This window comes from Salipiger aestuarii (genome assembly GCF_003259905.1).
In the GTDB taxonomy this organism is placed as follows: domain Bacteria; phylum Pseudomonadota; class Alphaproteobacteria; order Rhodobacterales; family Rhodobacteraceae; genus Salipiger; species Salipiger aestuarii.
Genome location: NZ_QLMG01000028.1, coordinates 1 through 14,654 on the forward strand (window position 1 = coordinate 1; position 14,654 = coordinate 14,654).

Annotated in this window: 15 protein-coding genes and 2 pseudogenes; 5 read left to right on the forward strand and 12 right to left on the reverse strand. The window is 64.4% G+C overall.

Annotation, left to right across the window (positions count from 1 at the left end; genetic code table 11):
- Window positions 1-308: pseudogene (locus tag ATI53_RS14420) on the forward strand (IS5/IS1182 family transposase); the annotation flags it as partial.
- Window positions 309-336: 28 nt separating this feature from the next.
- Here ATI53_RS14420 and ATI53_RS23915 read toward each other — a convergent pair.
- From ATI53_RS23915 to ATI53_RS23925, 3 genes are read right to left on the reverse strand one after another with little or no spacing between them, the layout of a single operon-like run.
- Window positions 337-525 carry a cupredoxin domain-containing protein gene (locus ATI53_RS23915; RefSeq protein ID WP_249033402.1) on the reverse strand — a complete coding sequence of 63 codons (189 nt, stop codon included), beginning with the start codon at window positions 523-525 and terminating at the stop codon, window positions 337-339.
- 5 nt (window positions 526-530) lie between these two features.
- On the reverse strand, window positions 531-1,304 hold the full coding sequence (locus ATI53_RS23920; protein ID WP_240778586.1) for a copper resistance system multicopper oxidase: 774 nt from the start codon (window positions 1,302-1,304) through the stop codon (window positions 531-533).
- Window positions 1,271-1,624: a multicopper oxidase domain-containing protein gene (locus tag ATI53_RS23925; RefSeq protein WP_223870749.1), complete on the reverse strand. Its 354-nt coding sequence runs from the start codon at window positions 1,622-1,624 to the stop codon at window positions 1,271-1,273. Before ATI53_RS23925 ends, ATI53_RS23920 begins: the two co-directional genes overlap by 34 nt.
- Before the next feature lie 74 nt (window positions 1,625-1,698).
- Between ATI53_RS23925 and ATI53_RS23340 the strand changes: the two genes are divergently transcribed.
- Entirely contained in the window at window positions 1,699-2,208 is a 510-nt protein-coding gene (locus tag ATI53_RS23340; RefSeq protein ID WP_170134586.1) for a hypothetical protein, read from the forward strand.
- 611 nt (window positions 2,209-2,819) lie between these two features.
- Here the strand turns inward: ATI53_RS23340 and ATI53_RS14440 are convergent.
- Both ATI53_RS14440 and parA read right to left on the reverse strand, forming a co-directional pair.
- Entirely contained in the window at window positions 2,820-3,665 is an 846-nt protein-coding gene (locus ATI53_RS14440) for a DUF6206 family protein (protein ID WP_009505503.1), read from the reverse strand.
- 43 nt (window positions 3,666-3,708) lie between these two features.
- Window positions 3,709-4,350, reverse strand: a complete 642-nt coding sequence (parA, locus tag ATI53_RS14445; RefSeq protein ID WP_009505502.1) for a ParA family partition ATPase — start codon at window positions 4,348-4,350, stop codon at window positions 3,709-3,711.
- A gap of 165 nt (window positions 4,351-4,515) precedes the next feature.
- Here parA and ATI53_RS14450 point away from each other — a divergent pair, with 165 nt between their 5' ends.
- Window positions 4,516-5,220 carry an RNA-binding protein gene (locus tag ATI53_RS14450; protein ID WP_009505501.1) on the forward strand — a complete coding sequence of 235 codons (705 nt, stop codon included), beginning with the start codon at window positions 4,516-4,518 and terminating at the stop codon, window positions 5,218-5,220.
- A gap of 2 nt (window positions 5,221-5,222) precedes the next feature.
- Here ATI53_RS14450 and ATI53_RS24420 read toward each other — a convergent pair.
- Window positions 5,223-5,571 (reverse strand): annotated as a pseudogene (locus tag ATI53_RS24420) (DUF4864 domain-containing protein).
- Between the two features lie 63 nt (window positions 5,572-5,634).
- A complete protein-coding gene (locus tag ATI53_RS14460; protein ID WP_009505498.1) occupies window positions 5,635-7,209 on the reverse strand; it encodes a lysine--tRNA ligase in 1,575 nt (524 codons plus the stop codon).
- A gap of 144 nt (window positions 7,210-7,353) precedes the next feature.
- Between ATI53_RS14460 and ATI53_RS14465 the strand changes: the two genes are divergently transcribed.
- Entirely contained in the window at window positions 7,354-7,779 is a 426-nt protein-coding gene (locus ATI53_RS14465; protein WP_009505497.1) for a tellurite resistance TerB family protein, read from the forward strand.
- A 39-nt stretch (window positions 7,780-7,818) separates the two neighbouring features.
- On the opposite strand, the gene dacB is transcribed toward ATI53_RS14465, so the two are convergent.
- Together dacB and ATI53_RS14475 are read right to left on the reverse strand one after the other, a co-directional pair.
- Window positions 7,819-9,318 (reverse strand): D-alanyl-D-alanine carboxypeptidase/D-alanyl-D-alanine endopeptidase, encoded by a 1,500-nt coding sequence (gene dacB / locus ATI53_RS14470; protein WP_111550697.1) that lies wholly within the window; start codon window positions 9,316-9,318, stop codon window positions 7,819-7,821.
- A 58-nt stretch (window positions 9,319-9,376) separates the two neighbouring features.
- The gene (locus tag ATI53_RS14475; protein WP_034452957.1) at window positions 9,377-9,997 is read right to left on the reverse strand and encodes a nicotinate-nucleotide adenylyltransferase; all 621 of its coding nucleotides are present in this window, start codon (window positions 9,995-9,997) and stop codon (window positions 9,377-9,379) included.
- Between the two features lie 245 nt (window positions 9,998-10,242).
- Between ATI53_RS14475 and ettA the strand changes: the two genes are divergently transcribed.
- Window positions 10,243-11,898 carry an energy-dependent translational throttle protein EttA gene (gene ettA / locus ATI53_RS14480; RefSeq protein WP_009505494.1) on the forward strand — a complete coding sequence of 552 codons (1,656 nt, stop codon included), beginning with the start codon at window positions 10,243-10,245 and terminating at the stop codon, window positions 11,896-11,898.
- A 4-nt stretch (window positions 11,899-11,902) separates the two neighbouring features.
- Here ettA and ATI53_RS14485 read toward each other — a convergent pair whose 3' ends face one another.
- The 3 genes from ATI53_RS14485 to coaBC all read right to left on the reverse strand — a co-directional run bounded on the left by ATI53_RS14485 (window position 11,903) and on the right by coaBC (window position 14,635).
- Window positions 11,903-12,556, reverse strand: coding sequence for an NlpC/P60 family protein (locus ATI53_RS14485; protein ID WP_146609933.1), 654 nt, complete (start codon window positions 12,554-12,556; stop codon window positions 11,903-11,905).
- 100 nt (window positions 12,557-12,656) lie between these two features.
- Complete coding sequence (locus ATI53_RS14490) at window positions 12,657-12,884, reverse strand: hypothetical protein (protein WP_009505492.1); 228 nt, start codon at window positions 12,882-12,884, stop codon at window positions 12,657-12,659.
- Window positions 12,885-13,429: 545 nt separating this feature from the next.
- Complete coding sequence (gene coaBC / locus ATI53_RS14500) at window positions 13,430-14,635, reverse strand: bifunctional phosphopantothenoylcysteine decarboxylase/phosphopantothenate--cysteine ligase CoaBC (protein WP_009505490.1); 1,206 nt, start codon at window positions 14,633-14,635, stop codon at window positions 13,430-13,432.
- Window positions 14,636-14,654: the final 19 nt, after the last annotated feature.

Sequence of the window (14,654 nt, forward strand, 5' to 3'; positions counted from 1 at the left end):
AACGGCAGACCATCCCGATTATCCCGATCCGGAAGAACGGGCGCGCCTGGAAGGAAGACTGCCCGGCGGCGAAAGCTCGGAACGAGACGCTGCGCGCTGCGAAACGCTACGGTCGTGCATTCTGGAAGCATTGGACCGGATACCACGCCCGAAGCCGCGCCGAGGCCAAGATGCGAGGCATTAAGGCATTCGGCGAACGCATCGCCGCAAGAGACCCCGACCGCCAGACCGCCGAAATCCACATCCGCATCGCCCTCATGAACCGCTGCTCGGCCCTCGGCACCGCCGCGATCGTCCGCGTGGCATAACGTCAGCGGGGTAACGGGAAATCACGCCTCAGGCGGGAGGTCTGCAACAACGCCGGTCGGCATCCTCATATTTGACCCCGTCGAGCGACCAGATGTAGCGCTGCATGTTGCCGGTCAGGCGGATCTCGATCTCGCGCGTGGCGGGGCGGTCACGATAGAGCGGCTTTCGCGCGGCCAGATCTTCGTAGCCAAGGAACTTGCCGCCGTTCGCCGCCATCCGGATCAGACCGCTGCCCGGCGCATAGAAGGACGGGCCAGCTGCACCGTCGGTCGGCACGACAGCATGACACCGGTGGTCTCCATGCCGCTCATATCGTGGCCAGAATGATCCATGCTGGACATGTCAAAGCCGCTGGTGCCCATGCCGGAATGATCGGTGCCGGACAGCATGCCACCCATGTCGGCCATGGTCAGAAGAGGCCGCATCTTGTCGTAGGGGCCGACCATGCCCTCGGCCGGGGCCAGCGTGCCACGCACCATCGCGGTCCGCCCCGCGCTTTCCGCGATGATCGAATAGGCCCTGGCGTCGCGCGGCTGAACGATCACGTCATAGGTCTCGGCGACGACGATGCGCAATTCATCCACGGTCACCGGTTTCACATCATTGCCGTCCGCCTGCACCACGGTCATCTTCAGGCCAGGGACGCGCATGCCGAAATGGGTCGTGGCCGAGGCATTGATCAGACGCAGACGCACCTTTTCGCCGGGCTTGAAAATGCCGGTCCAGTTCTGCTGCGTGCTCGCGCCGTTGATCAGGGGCGTGTAGCCCTGAACGTCCTCGATATCGGTGGGCATCATGCGCATCGCGCCCCACATCTTGCGATCCTCAAGCGCCGCTTTCACTCCTTCAGCACCAGCGTCCTCGACCAGGTCCCGCGCGGTGCGCCGCGCGCGGTTGTAGTAATCCGCCGAAGACTTGAGGTTGCGAAAAATCCGCGCCCCGCTGTGCGGGTGTTTGTCGGTCAACTGTACGACGTAATCGCGGTCCGCTGGCACCGCTCTTCGGTGAAATCACGATGGCGCCATAGGCGCCGTCGGGTTCCTGAAACCCGGAACGGCAGGACCAGGCCGTGCCAATGGATCGAGGTGCTTTCGCGCAAATTGTTTTTTACACGGATGACCACGTCTTCGCCTTGCTGGTGATGCAGGATGGTCGGGGTTTGGCTGCCGTTGTAGCCAATTCCGTTCTTCTTGAAGGTGCCGGTGTCGAACCTGACCTTGTCGACGGTGATGTCATAGGTGCCCGCCTGCGCCGGCAGGCCGAGGGCAAGCCCCAGTGCTACGGCCAGGGGCCGCAGGAAATCCGTGCGTTTCATGTGTTGTCCATGGGCGTTGACCAAGGATTGGCCACGCGGGGAGGGGTGCACTGCAAAAGCAGTAACGGTACGAGGTGAGAAAGGATCAGATGCGGCTCGGGCCGGTGCCCGAACTGGCGGCATGTGATCGGATTGCCGGGCGCGCCCGATCTGGCTTCGCGGCAATCGACGCCGGACAGGCGTTGTCAGGCCAGAGGGGGCCGAAGGTAGGAAAGAAGGACAGTTTGCAGGGCCATGCACGGCTCGGCCGGGGTCAGATCAGCGCGCCGAAAGTTCTTGGGGAGGTCGGAGATAGAGGCGCCTCCGAACTGATCCGTGCAGGCGATGCCGGCGCAATGCAGCAACCCCATCGGTTCGGGTTGCCGATCGGCGCCGAAGGCACCGTCATCGGCCCGTTCCTGAAGTTCGGAAAACGCCTCGCCGTGCATGTGCTGGGCCACCGGCTCCGCACAAGGCCCGGACATCGGCATCACATGGGCGAATGCACTCGTGACAACGAACTGCAACGCAACAAGAATGATGAAGAGACGACCGATCACAGAGTTTCCTTTCGCCCAGGGTTGATAAGCACCGGTGCGCGATAATTCGTCTAGCGGGAAACACGGTTCCAGTGGCCGGAAGCTCACGAAAGTGTGATCGCGATACCTTCGAGATGGGCAATCGCATCGTTGCAGGCAAACAAAGGGACTTGATGGAAGAGGGCGCGCGACGGAGCGACCTGGTCGAACTTTCCAAACAGACAGGACGCCTGTGTCATGCCTATTTCGGGGCACACGGAACCCGGTGACCCCCGCGCCCCCCTGTCGGACCAGACCGGAGGATCATGGCGATGGAGATCCGTGTCTTTCGGCATCGCGGCACAGGTCAGCGGCGGCCCGGCCCGTGCGTCCGTTTCGGGGCGGCGCCCGGCGTGATCGCCGCAGCGCATCCCGCCAGCCAAATGGACGCCCTGTCCGCTGGCCCGTCGTGCCGTCAGGTCGCCCCTTTGGGGGCCGCGCGCCGATTGCGACCGGCTATTCGACGCGCCGCGTCCGTACCGTGCCGGACCCCTGGCGGAACCAGGTCTGACGCCCCGGCTGGCCTTGTCCTGCCACGCAACTGAATGGCGCCACAGCGACACGCGGCGTGGCGGCTAGAGAGGATCGCCTAGCTCGCCCTTCCGCGGATGGGGCGGTCTTGAAACGTCTGGCGCGCCTCAGAGGTTCGGTTCACCCTGCAATCCAAGAAGCTTGCGAAAGCTGGTCCAGTAGCCCGGCAGCCTTGGCGCCTGCTGCATTCCGGCAATCGCCTCATCCGCCCAACGGGGCATTTCGCGCGTCGCGAAGTCGCGTCCCCAATTCAGATAATCCTGTTCGTATTCCGGGCGCAGACGGCATGCGGATCCGACAAGCCCGACCAGCGTTTCGGGCGCCGAATACCATTCGTCCTGAATGCCGGTCACGCGTCGCCGCATCAGCGGGCCGATCAGCCGCATCAGCCGCTTGTCGGAAAACAGCAGCAGCATCCGGCCCATTTCCTGGCGCGAATAGTGGATCAGGGGGGGGAACGTGTCGTAAAAGATCGCTTCGCCATCCAGCACCGCGAAATTGCGGATCGACGGGTGAAAGCCGATTCTGGCCGGGATCTGGTCCGCCGCGTTCCAGAAGCGGGCGATCACCTGACCGGCCGCCTGCATCATCGCCAAGGTGGACTCGCGGTCTTCGGCCTGCATCCGGGGGCGCATCAGCGCGCTTTCGGGCAAGGCGGCCTGGACGATGACAGGGATGGGGCGCCCGTCCAGCGGCAAAAGCCGGAAATCCGTTTCGGGCAGGGGAACGCCGGTCTGACGCAACGCCGCGACATAGTCGTCATGCGCCGCCGCCAGCCGATCCAGCGCCGCCGCGTCGGGCAGGCCGCGATAGACCTTGATCACCTTGTCCGACAGCGGGCCGGACGTGGGCCGAAACGGCGCGCAGAAATACCCGAGCCGCGAAACCGGCTGGCCCTGCGCGGCCTCATGCGCGCGGATGGTGTCTGCAAGCTGCGTCGGGTCGATGGTCATCGGGGCACTCCTTGAGGGCACAATCGGGTGCCTGGCCTCCGGTTTACCCGTTCGACAGGATGTCCGCCACCTCTGCCGACAGCGCCTCGACCTCGTCGCGGGCAGGGGTCTTGCGGCCTTCGGCGGCGCTCAGCCCGTGGCCGAAAGCCTCGGCATATCCGACCCGGTTGGCAAGCTGCGCCGTGGCGATGCGGGCGTGCAGCTTTTGCGCTGCCTCGGTGACTTCGCCCGACAGCCGGGTGCCTGGGCGGGTGCGGTTCATCACCATCAGCGCCTCGCGGTCCTCGCGGCGGGCCAGATCCAGCACGCTTTCCGTCGCCCACAGGTCCAGGTGGCTCATCGAGACGGGCACGATCACCAGATCGGCGGTGCGCAGCGCCGGGCGCAGGTCGCTGTCGGCCTTGGGCGGGGTGTCGATGATGACCACATCGAAACGATCCGTCAGCTTGCGACATTCATAGGTGATCCCCCAGGCCGAGGAGGTTGCGAAATCCATGCCCTCGACTTCGGCGGGGTGATGTTCGAGCCGGGTCATGAACCAGCGCCCAAGGCTACCCTGCGGATCGGTGTCGATCAACGCCACCGTCCGGCCCATCCGGCGCAGGCCGATCGCAAGGTTCGCGGTCAGGGTTGTCTTGCCCGATCCGCCCTTTTGCTGCGCCACCGTGATCACCGAACCGGCCATGCCGCCCCCTTTTCTGCCTGACGCAAAACACCTGTGCGGTTGCAGCATAGGCGTTCCGCCCGCCCCGTCCAGTGGCCCCGCCCCGTCCAGCGGGCACGCGGGCGCATTTAACCGCACGTTAACCAAGATGAACGAAGACTTGTGCGGTGCGAGGAAATCCGAGCGATGCCAATCCGACGCCTGTCCTGGATGACGATGCCGGCCCGCGCCAAAACGGTGCTGTGGCTATACTGCCTGTGCTGCGCGGGCTCGATGGCGCAGGCCGGGGCGTGGCCGCGCGAGAAGGGCACCTGGTTCGCCAGCGGGTTGGTACGCCTGTCGTGGCCCCAGGACCGGACGACATGGACATCCTTCGCGCCGACCAGCCGGTACAGTTCGGTGTTCGTCGAATACGGCCTGACCGAAAAGATCACCGCAGGACTGGACATCGGGCGCCCCGCGAACGGCGAGGGAAAGACCATCGGCTTTTTGCGCTACCCGCTGAACCGCAGTGACCGCACGCTGAAGATCGCCGCCGAACTGGGGTTGGGCCAGGTTGCGGGGCAGGCGGTCATACGTCCCGGCCTGATGCTGGGGATGGGCTGGAAACACGGCTGGCTTGCCGCCGACGCGCTGGCGGAGATTCCGGTGCGCACCCGCGCCGCCGAGCTGAAACTTGACCTGACCGCCGGGCTGAACCTGCCGCTGGATTTCAAACTTGTCGCGCAGATGCAGACCGGGCGCCCCTATGCCAACGCGCCTTATGCCAAGATCGAGACCACGATCGTGACACCGGCCTTCTACAATATCTCGGCCCAGGTGGGAGGAAGCTGGGGGCTGGCGGGCGATGAAACGATGGGGATGACGTTCGGGCTGTGGGCGCAGTTCTGACATCATACCGTCAGGCAGAGGCGTTCGGCGTATCGCACCCCGGCGATGCGCCAGGCGCCGTCGATCTGTTCCATCAGGTCGTCCAGAACATGCACCGCGCCGTTTGCGTCACTGACAAAGACCCGCTGCGTGGGCAGCCCGTCAGCCCTGGTCAGCCCGCCGAAACGGATCGTTCTCATGCACAATACGGGCAAAGGTCTCCCGATTTCCGAAAAGGCCCTGAATCGCCGGGCTGGCAACCCCCCGGGCGGTGGCAATGTCGCCCGCGCCAAAGGCTTCGATCTGCTGGCGGATCGGCCCGGGAATGGCGCCCCGGCGCCCCGGCGCAGGCCATGGCAGCCAGGGCGCCAAGCATCCAACCTGTCATCGCGCGCTCTTTTCGATGCGAAAACCTGGCGCGCGCGGACACGAGGGTTAGAGCGCGCCCGCAAGTCCCCGGTCGATCAGGGCGGCGGTCTCGGTCACGCCGTAAAGCGCGATGAACCCGCCAAAGCGCGGTCCCTGGCTTTGGCCCAGCAGCACCTCGTACAGCGCCCTGAACCAGTCGCGCAGGTTCTCGAACCCGTGCTCCTTGCCGACCGCGAAGACCAGCGTCTGAAGCGCCTCGTCCGCGACGGCGCCGTCATAATCGCGCAGGCGCTGCGCCAGGTCCTGCATCGCCGCGCGTTCCTGATCCGTCGGCGCGCGGAACGATTTCGTGGGTTTCACGAAGTCGTTGTAATACCGTACCGCATAGCCGGCGGCGGCATCCATGTCCGGGTTCGTCGCGGGGGACGCATCGGGCGCATATCGCTTGATAAAACCCCACATGCTGTCCTTGTTCTCGGCCCCGGCGGCGCTGGCGAGGTTGAGCAGCATGGAAAACGGCACCAGCATCCGTGACTCGGGCACATCGCCGCCGTGAATGTGCCAGACCGGGTTGGCCAGCCTGGCCTTTGCGTCCTGGTCGACATAGGCGCGCAGCTGCTGGTGGTATTCATCCACCGCCTTGGGGATCACGTCCCACCACAGCCGCTTGGCCGTCTTGGGCTTTTGATACATGAAATACGACAGCGATTCGGATGCGGCATAGGTCAGCCATTCGTCGATCGACAGCCCGTTGCCCCTGGATTTGCTGATCTTCTGGCCGGTGTCGTCCAGGAACAGCTCATAGGTGAAATGTTCTGGCGCACGCGCACCCAGCGCCCGGCAGATGCCGTCATAAATGGGTGTGTTGGTGGAATGGTCCTTGCCATACATTTCGAAATCGACGCCCAGGGCGGCCCAGCGGGCGCCGAAATCGGGCTTCCACTGCAATTTCACGTTTCCGCCCGTCACCGGCAGCGTGTGTTCCTCGCCGTCGTCGTCATCGAATGTGATGGTGCCGTTCGCCGCGTCCACATGCTTGATCGGCACATACAGAACCCGGCCGGTTTCCGGGTGGATCGGCAGAAAGATCGAATAGGTCTGCGCCCGCTCATCGCGTAGCGATTTCAGCATGATGGCCATCAAGTCATCGTATTTTTCGACGCAGCGCAGCAAGATTTCGTCGAACTGCCCGGACTTGTAGAAATCGGTCGCCGAAATGAAATCGTACTGGAACCCGAAGGTGTCCAGAAACCGCCGCAACATGGCGTTATTGTGATGACCAAAGCTTTCGTATTGCTCGAACGGGTCGGGTACCGTGGTCAGCGGGCGCTGAAGGTTCGCCTGCAGCAGGTTCTGGTTCGGCACGTTCTCCGGCACCTTGCGCATGCCGTCCATGTCGTCGGAAAAACAGATCAGCCTGGTTGGAATGTCCGAGATCAGCTCGAACGCGCGGCGGATCATCGTGGTGCGCGCGACCTCGCCGAACGTGCCGATATGGGGCAGGCCCGACGGGCCGTAGCCGGTTTCGAACAGCACATAGCCTTTTTCGGGGGGCTTGGTTTCATAGCGTTTCAGGATGCGGCGCGCCTCTTCAAACGGCCAGGCCTTCGAGCTCATCGCGGCTTCGCGCAGATCGGACATCCGAAACACTCCATCTATCGGGTGGGGATCACGCCCCCGTGGCTGGGGGACACATGCGCCCGCGTCCTATTGCAGACGCGGGGTCGGGTCAATAAATTGCCCGATACCGATGCGCATAACGCACGCCAACAGGAAAGAGCAGCCATGCAGGACGCACAAACCCATCCGCTGACACCGCAGGATTGCCTCGTCGCGCTGATGATCGCGATTTCCGCATCGGATCAGAATGTGCGGACCGCCGAACTGGTCAAGATCGAGACCTCGGTGAACATGCTGCCGATCTTTGCAGATTACGATACGGACCGCATCCGCGGGATGACCGAACTGGTGTTTTCGCTGTTTGAACAGGAAGAGGGGCTTGATGCCCTGTTCGGGCTGATCCGCGACAACCTGCCCGAGCGTCTGTTCGAAACGGCCTATGCGCTGGCCTGCGACGTGGCGGCCGCCGACGGTACGCTCGGCGAAGAAGAGCTGCGCCTGCTGGAGGAAATCCGCTACGAGCTGGACATCGACCGTCTGCACGCCGCCGCGATCGAGCGTGGCGCACGGGCGCGCCATCTGCCTGCCTGAACCGCACGCGGACGGCGGGCAAGACCGCAGACAACGGTGTCAGGTGTTGGCGATCACCGCCCAGCGGTCGATCAGCGCCTGTTGCAGTATCTTGGCGCGGGTGTTCCAGGCCTTGCCGCCTTCCGGGCGTTCGCGCTGTGCCTTGGTCAGCTTGGCGCGGCGGTCCAGATCGCCGCAAAAGATCGCAAAGACCAGTTCCCGACCGCCGTCCAGATCGGCGTAACCCGCCAGCCCGCTGACGAAATTCAGCGTTCCGGTCTTGGCATGCACCGACACCGGCGCGTCCTGTACCACCTTGCGCGCCCCGTCGCGCATCGGGATCGGCTTCAGAAGGGCCTTCAGGTCCAGGCGACTGCGGATGTGATACAGCGCGCGCGCCATGTCTTGCGAGGCGATGCGACTGGCCTCGCCCAGCCCGGAATGATCCACCAGCGCCACATGCGACAGGCCGAATTCGGCGCGGGCCCACGCGCTCATCGCGTCGGCGGATTGACGCATGGAGACAACTTCGCCCAGGCGGGCCTTGGTCGCGGCCTGCCCGACGATCTCGGCGGTCAGGTTGGTGGACCATTTCAGCATGTCGCGCAGCACGATGCGCAGCGGGGCGCTTTGTTTGCGGGCCAGTCGCGTGCCGGACGGGCAGGTGACGACGGTTTCCGGGGCGGGCAGCGACACCCCCATGCCGCCCGCGAGCACCTGAAACACCTCGCCCGCATAGCTTTCGGGTTTGCGCACCGGCAGCCAGCGCGCCCCGCTGTTGCCAAGCGCGCCCCGCGCCACGGTCCATTCGTCGCGCGCCTCGCCGTCATGGTAGGTATAAAGCGGGGCGGCGCGCGCGATGACCCCCATGCTGGCCATGCGCACGGCGGGGCGGTGCGCTTCGGACCGGGCATCCATGCTGATCCGATAGCCGTTCCCGCCCCTGCGCCATTCGAAATGCACGCGGTTGTAGTTCAGGTTCAGCCCCGACACGGCGGGATTGTAGCCGACATGGTCCGGCTGGCCCGCGTCGATGGTGCGCGCATAGGGCAGCGCGCTGCCACAGACCAGAAACCGTCCCTCGATGCGCGCCACGCCCTGCGCCTTGAGAGCGGCAGCAAGCTCGGCCAGCCCGTCGGTATCCAGCGTCGGATCGCCGCCGCCCAGCAGCACGAGGTCGCCCCGGAGCACGCCATCCCTGACCTCGCCGGTGGCGAGCAGATCGGTGGCGAAGCGGTGGTTCGGGCCAAGTGCCGTCAGCGCATAGGATGCGGTCAGGGCCTTGGCCACGCTGGCGGGCGGCAGGCCCAGCGTGGGGGCGTGGCTGTCCAGCATCGCGCCCGTGGCCATGTCGAGCACCGCAAAGCTGACCGCGCCGTTCAGCTTTGCCGCCGCGATCAGATCCTGCGAGGTGGCAAGGCTGCGCAGTCGCAGATCCTCGCCCCGCGCCACCGGGCGCAGGGACGCATCGGGCGCCTCGGCCCAGGCCGGTGTTGCCGCCGCAAGGCCCGAGGCCCCGAACGCGGCCAGAAAATGTCGCCGAGAAATCACTGTCGTCATGGTGTCGATCTAAACCTGACCAAGGACTGCGGGCAAGCTGGGGCAAGGAACCGTTTCATCACGTTTCAGCGTCCTTCGCGCGAATCCGGCGCAATTCGGTCGAACTGAGATCGACCATCGGCACATTGACAAAGCACCAGGCGGGTGCGGGGCGCATGGCCAGCAACGGCGCGGCCTGCGCGGGCAGTCTTGCGCCCGCATAGACGGCGGCCGCGACCGAACCGCGCGCGGCAAGGCGGCTGCCCGGACGGGCAAGCACGCCCACGGGGGTGCTTTGCATGATGCCGTGCCAGTCGTCCCAGCGGTGGAACTGCGCGAGATTGTCGGCGCCCATCAGCCAGACAAAGCGGGTGCCGCGATAGGCGGCGTGCAGGGCCCGCAACGTGCTGGCGGTATAGCGCGTGCCCGCGAGCGATTCGAAATCGCTGACCATCACCCGAGGGTGCCGCATGATCGCGCGCGCCGCCGCCATGCGGTCGGCCAGCGGCGCCGGGCCGCGAGGCTTGAGCGGATTGCCCGGACTGACCAGCCACACGATCCGGTCCAGCCGGAACCGGCGCAGCGCTTCCAGCGTGATATGGACATGGCCGGCATGGGGCGGATCGAACGACCCGCCAAGCACTCCGACTTTCTGTCCTGGAACCAGCGAGACTCCGGTCCGGTAAGCATCAAAGATCATGTTGCATCTTGTTATGGCAGAACCGCGCAAGCAGACACTGGATCGCGGGCGGGTTTCAACTTGAATCGCCCACAAGGCGCGCGGCCGTGTCGCGGGCGCATCGACCGACCGCGTGGCGGCGCGGCTCGGGACGTTCAAACCCGGCCCATCGGCGCGCGTAAACAAACCGGGGGTGCATCGGCTGGGCCTTTGCAATCGGCGGCAGCGATGCGATACACACCCCCGACCAGTCACCGGAGGACCGCATGGCCAGCTATCAGTACGTCTACCACATGGACGGGGTGTCCAAGACCTATCCCGGCGGCAAGAAGTGCTTTGAAAACATCAAGCTCAGCTTTCTGCCCGGCGTCAAGATCGGGGTTGTCGGCGTCAATGGCTCGGGTAAGTCGACGCTGATGCGAATCATGGCCGGAATGGACAAGGATTTTTCGGGCGAGGCATGGGCCGCCGAGGGCGCCAAGGTCGGCTACCTTCCGCAGGAGCCGCATCTGGAACCCACGCTGACCGCGCGTGAAAACGTGATGCTGGGGGTCGCCGCCAAACAGGCCAAGCTCGACAAGTATAACGAACTGGCAATGAACTACAGCGACGAGACGGCCGACGAGATGGCCGCGCTGCAGGATGAGATCGACGCCGAAAACCTGTGGGATCTGGACAGCCGGATCGACGTGGCGATGGAGGCCCTGCGCTGCCCGCCCGACGACGCCGACGTGACCACCCTTTCGGGCGGTGAACGCCGCCGTCTTGCGCTGTGCCAGTTGCTGCTGGAAGCGCCCGACATGCTGCTGCTGGACGAACCGACAAACCACCTTGACGCCGAAACCATCGCCTGGCTGCAAAACCACCTGATCGAATACAAGGGCACGATCCTGATCGTCACCCACGACCGTTACTTCCTTGACGCGATCACCGGCTGGATCCTTGAACTCGACCGTGGCCGGGGCATCCCCTACGAGGGCAATTATTCCAGCTGGGTCGAACAGAAGGCCAAGCGCCTGCTGCAAGAAGCGCGCGAAGACAAGGCCAAGCAAAAGACGCTGGAACGCGAACTGGAATGGATGCGGCAGGGGGCCAAGGCACGGCAGGCCAAATCCAAGGCGCGGATCCAGTCCTATGAAAAACTGGCGGACCAGTCCGTGCGCGAGCGCGTCGGCAAGGCGCAGATCGTCATCCCGAACGGCGAACGCCTTGGGTCCAAGGTGCTGGAACTTGAAAACGTCAAGAAGGCGATGGGCGACAAGTTGCTGATCGAAAACCTGTCCTTCAGCCTGCCGCCCGGCGGTATCGTCGGCGTGATCGGCCCGAACGGCGCCGGCAAATCGACGCTGTTCAAGATGATTACCGGCCATGAAAAACCCGACGAGGGCGACATTGCCATCGGTGACACGGTACAGCTAAGCTATGTCGACCAGTCGCGCGACGATCTGGAACCGGATGCCAACGTCTGGGAAGCGATTTCCGGCGGCGCCGAGGTGATCAAGCTTGGCGATGCCGAGATCAACAGCCGGGCCTATTGCGGCGCCTTCAACTTCAAGGGCAGCGATCAGCAGAAAAAGGTCGGCCTGCTGTCGGGCGGGGAACGCAACCGGGTGCACATGGCGCGGCTTCTCAAGGAAGGCGGCAACGTGCTGCTGCTTGACGAACCGACCAACGACCTTGACGTGGAAACGCTGCGTGCGCTCGAAGACGCGCTTGTTGATTTCGCCGGCTGTGCGGTGGTGATTTCGCACGACCGTTTCTTCCTTGACCGGATCTGCACGCATATCCTGGCGTTCGAGGGCGATGCGCATGTGGAATGGTTCGAGGGCAACTTCGAGGATTACGAAGAAGACAAGAAGCGCCGCCTGGGTCCCGATGCGGTGGAGCCCAAGCGCGTGAAGTTCAAGAAATTCACACGCTGAACGATCAGATTTTGACGTTCGTCAGACGCGGATTGATATAAAAATCCGCAGGCATCGAGACGGGGGCGCTGCCCCCCGTCTCGGGCGCGTCCAGCGGGGTGTCCTGCCGCCACGCCCGAAGGTAAACCTGAAACACCAAAGAGCTGCAAATCGGGGCTGTGCGGGTGTCGCGCAGAATCTTGAGCCGATAGCGTTCGGAATAATCGGCTCCAAGGGTGTCTGCGATCACCTTGCCAAACGATGCGTCGATCAGCAGATCGACCGCGGCGGTAACGCCATACGGGCCGCCCAGCGTCCGGGCCGCTTCGATCAGTTCATTGCAGCGGTCCGGGTCGCCCGCGATATCCGAACGGATGACGGTGATGCGATGGCCCAGAAACGCGGTTTCGAAATCATCGAAACGGGCACGGGAGTTTTCGGGCTTGAGCGGTGAATAGGTGGCGTGAAACACCTGCCCGCCACCGCAGTACATCGCGACATGACTCGTCTTGCGTGCGTCGGGGCAATAGCCGTAACGCCCCTGCACATATCCGATCACGGCGGCGACCTTGTCGGTTCCGAATTTCAGGATGATGTCGCCGGGCCGCATCGCCGCCCGGAAACGATCAAGACTGTGGGTTTCAACCGGACGTATCGGCCGCACGATGTCACTGCACATCTAAAATTCACTGAGCATTAAATCAACTTGTCGAAAAATTTGACTTTCATGTCGGGGGCGAAACAGTCGCGGCCGAATTGGCAGGCCTGGCATTCGCAGGTCAATAGGCTGCGGTTCTGCGATCACAATGACGCGTCTCGTCCGCACCAACGCGATGAAGGTTCACCGCGCGCCCGGCTTCGATGTCGAACCGCACACGGTCGTTCACGACAAAGCTGGAAAGCTCTCTCTCGTCCTGAACGAAGGCAAGATACTTGGCACTGCGGTCCTGGGACCACACGAAAAGCGCCGCGTCGTTTTCGAATATCTGGGAAACGTAACCTTCCATCGGACCTCCGGTAGGGGCGTAAAGGGTGACTGGATACGCGCCGGGACCCGCCACCGGACCTGGCAATATGCGACTGCGTAGCAAAAACGCCCGCAGCCGTCACGCAAAACCTGCGTTGCGCAGCATTTCGCAGCCAAACTGAGAACAATATGCATCTTGAGCGTGAAATACTCAGTAAGCGTTAACGGAAACGCGCCTCGACCGGGGCTTTGCGACGGTGTTCAGAACAACCGGCGCAGGCCGCGCATGGCCTTCGACGCCAGCTGAGTCTGAGGGTTTCGGCCACGCTTGACGCGCGTCTTGCGGAGCGGGCGGTTGCGCAGCGGGGCGCCGGGATGCCCGACGCGACCGCGCGTCTTGCTGCGGGCATAGGCTGAAAGGGCCTGTCTTGCGACTTTCTGAATCGACATCGGAAGCTCCTCTTCCTTGTGTGCTTGTCGGAGTGCTGAGTGAGGGACCAACCCGCAAAAGGCCGCGTCGTTCCACAGCCCGATTTCAGGTGGGCGAAATCTGCCGCCGATCCGCGACAGCCAAGGGCAGGTCCGTCAACCGGCACTCTCGTCCAGCGCCGCCGCGATCCGGCGCGCCAGTTGGCCGGCGACCTCGCGCTTGCCCATCCGCGGCCAGGCCTCGGCGCCCGAGTCCGAAATCAGCACCACCGCGTTTTCGGTGCCGCCCATGATGCCGGTCGCGGGGCTGACATCGTTGGCGACGATCCAGTCGCAGCCCTTGCGCAGCCGCTTGGCGGTGGCGTGGGCCACGACATCATCGGTTTCCGCGGCAAAGCCCACCACCAGCCGCGGGCGGCCCTCGGGCAGTTTTGAAACCTCGGCGAGAATGTCCGGGTTTTCGGCGAAGCGAAACGTCGGCATCTGCCCTGCCACCTTTTTGATCTTTGAGCCGCCCGCGTTTTCGACCCGCCAGTCAGCCACGGCGGCGGCAAAGACCCCTGCGTCGGCCGGCAGGGCCGCCATCACCGCCGCGCGCATCTGCACGGCGCTTTGGACCTCGATCACCTCGACACCTGTGGGGCGGGTAACATCCGCCGGGCCGGTAACAAACACCACCTCGGCGCCGAGATCGCGCAGCGCCTGCGCAATCGCCGTGCCCTGCGCGCCCGAGGACCTGTTGGCGATGTAACGCACCGGGTCGATGGGTTCATGGGTCGGCCCCGAGGTCACAACAACGCGCTTGCCGGTCAGCGGGCCGTCCGACAGCGCCCGCTGAACCGCGTCAATGATCTGCGGCACCTCGGCCAGCCGACCGGGGCCGTATTCGCCGCAGGCCATGTCGCCGTTGTCCGGCCCGACCACGGTCACGCCATCACCGCGCAGGGTGGCAAGGTTGCGTTGGGTCGCGGGGTGATCCCACATCCGCACGTTCATCGCAGGCACGATCATCACCGGGGTGTCCGTCGCCAGCAGCAGGGTCGAGGCAAGGTCTCCGGCCAGCCCCTGCGCCATCTTCGCCATCAGATCCGCCGTTGCCGGGCACACCACCACCAGATCCGCCACGCGGCTAAGCTGGATATGGCCCATTTCCGCCTCGGCGGTCAGGTCGAACAGGTCGCCGTGAACCGTTTCACCGGCCAGCGCACTGACGGACAGCGGCGTGACGAACTGTGCCGCCGCCGCTGTCATGACGGGGGTGATGGCGGCGCCGCGTTCGCGCAGGCGGCGGATCAGCTCCAGCGATTTATACGCCGCGATGCCGCCGCCGACGATCAGCAGGATGCGTTTTCCGGTCAGCATGGCGTGCTCTCTCCCTGGT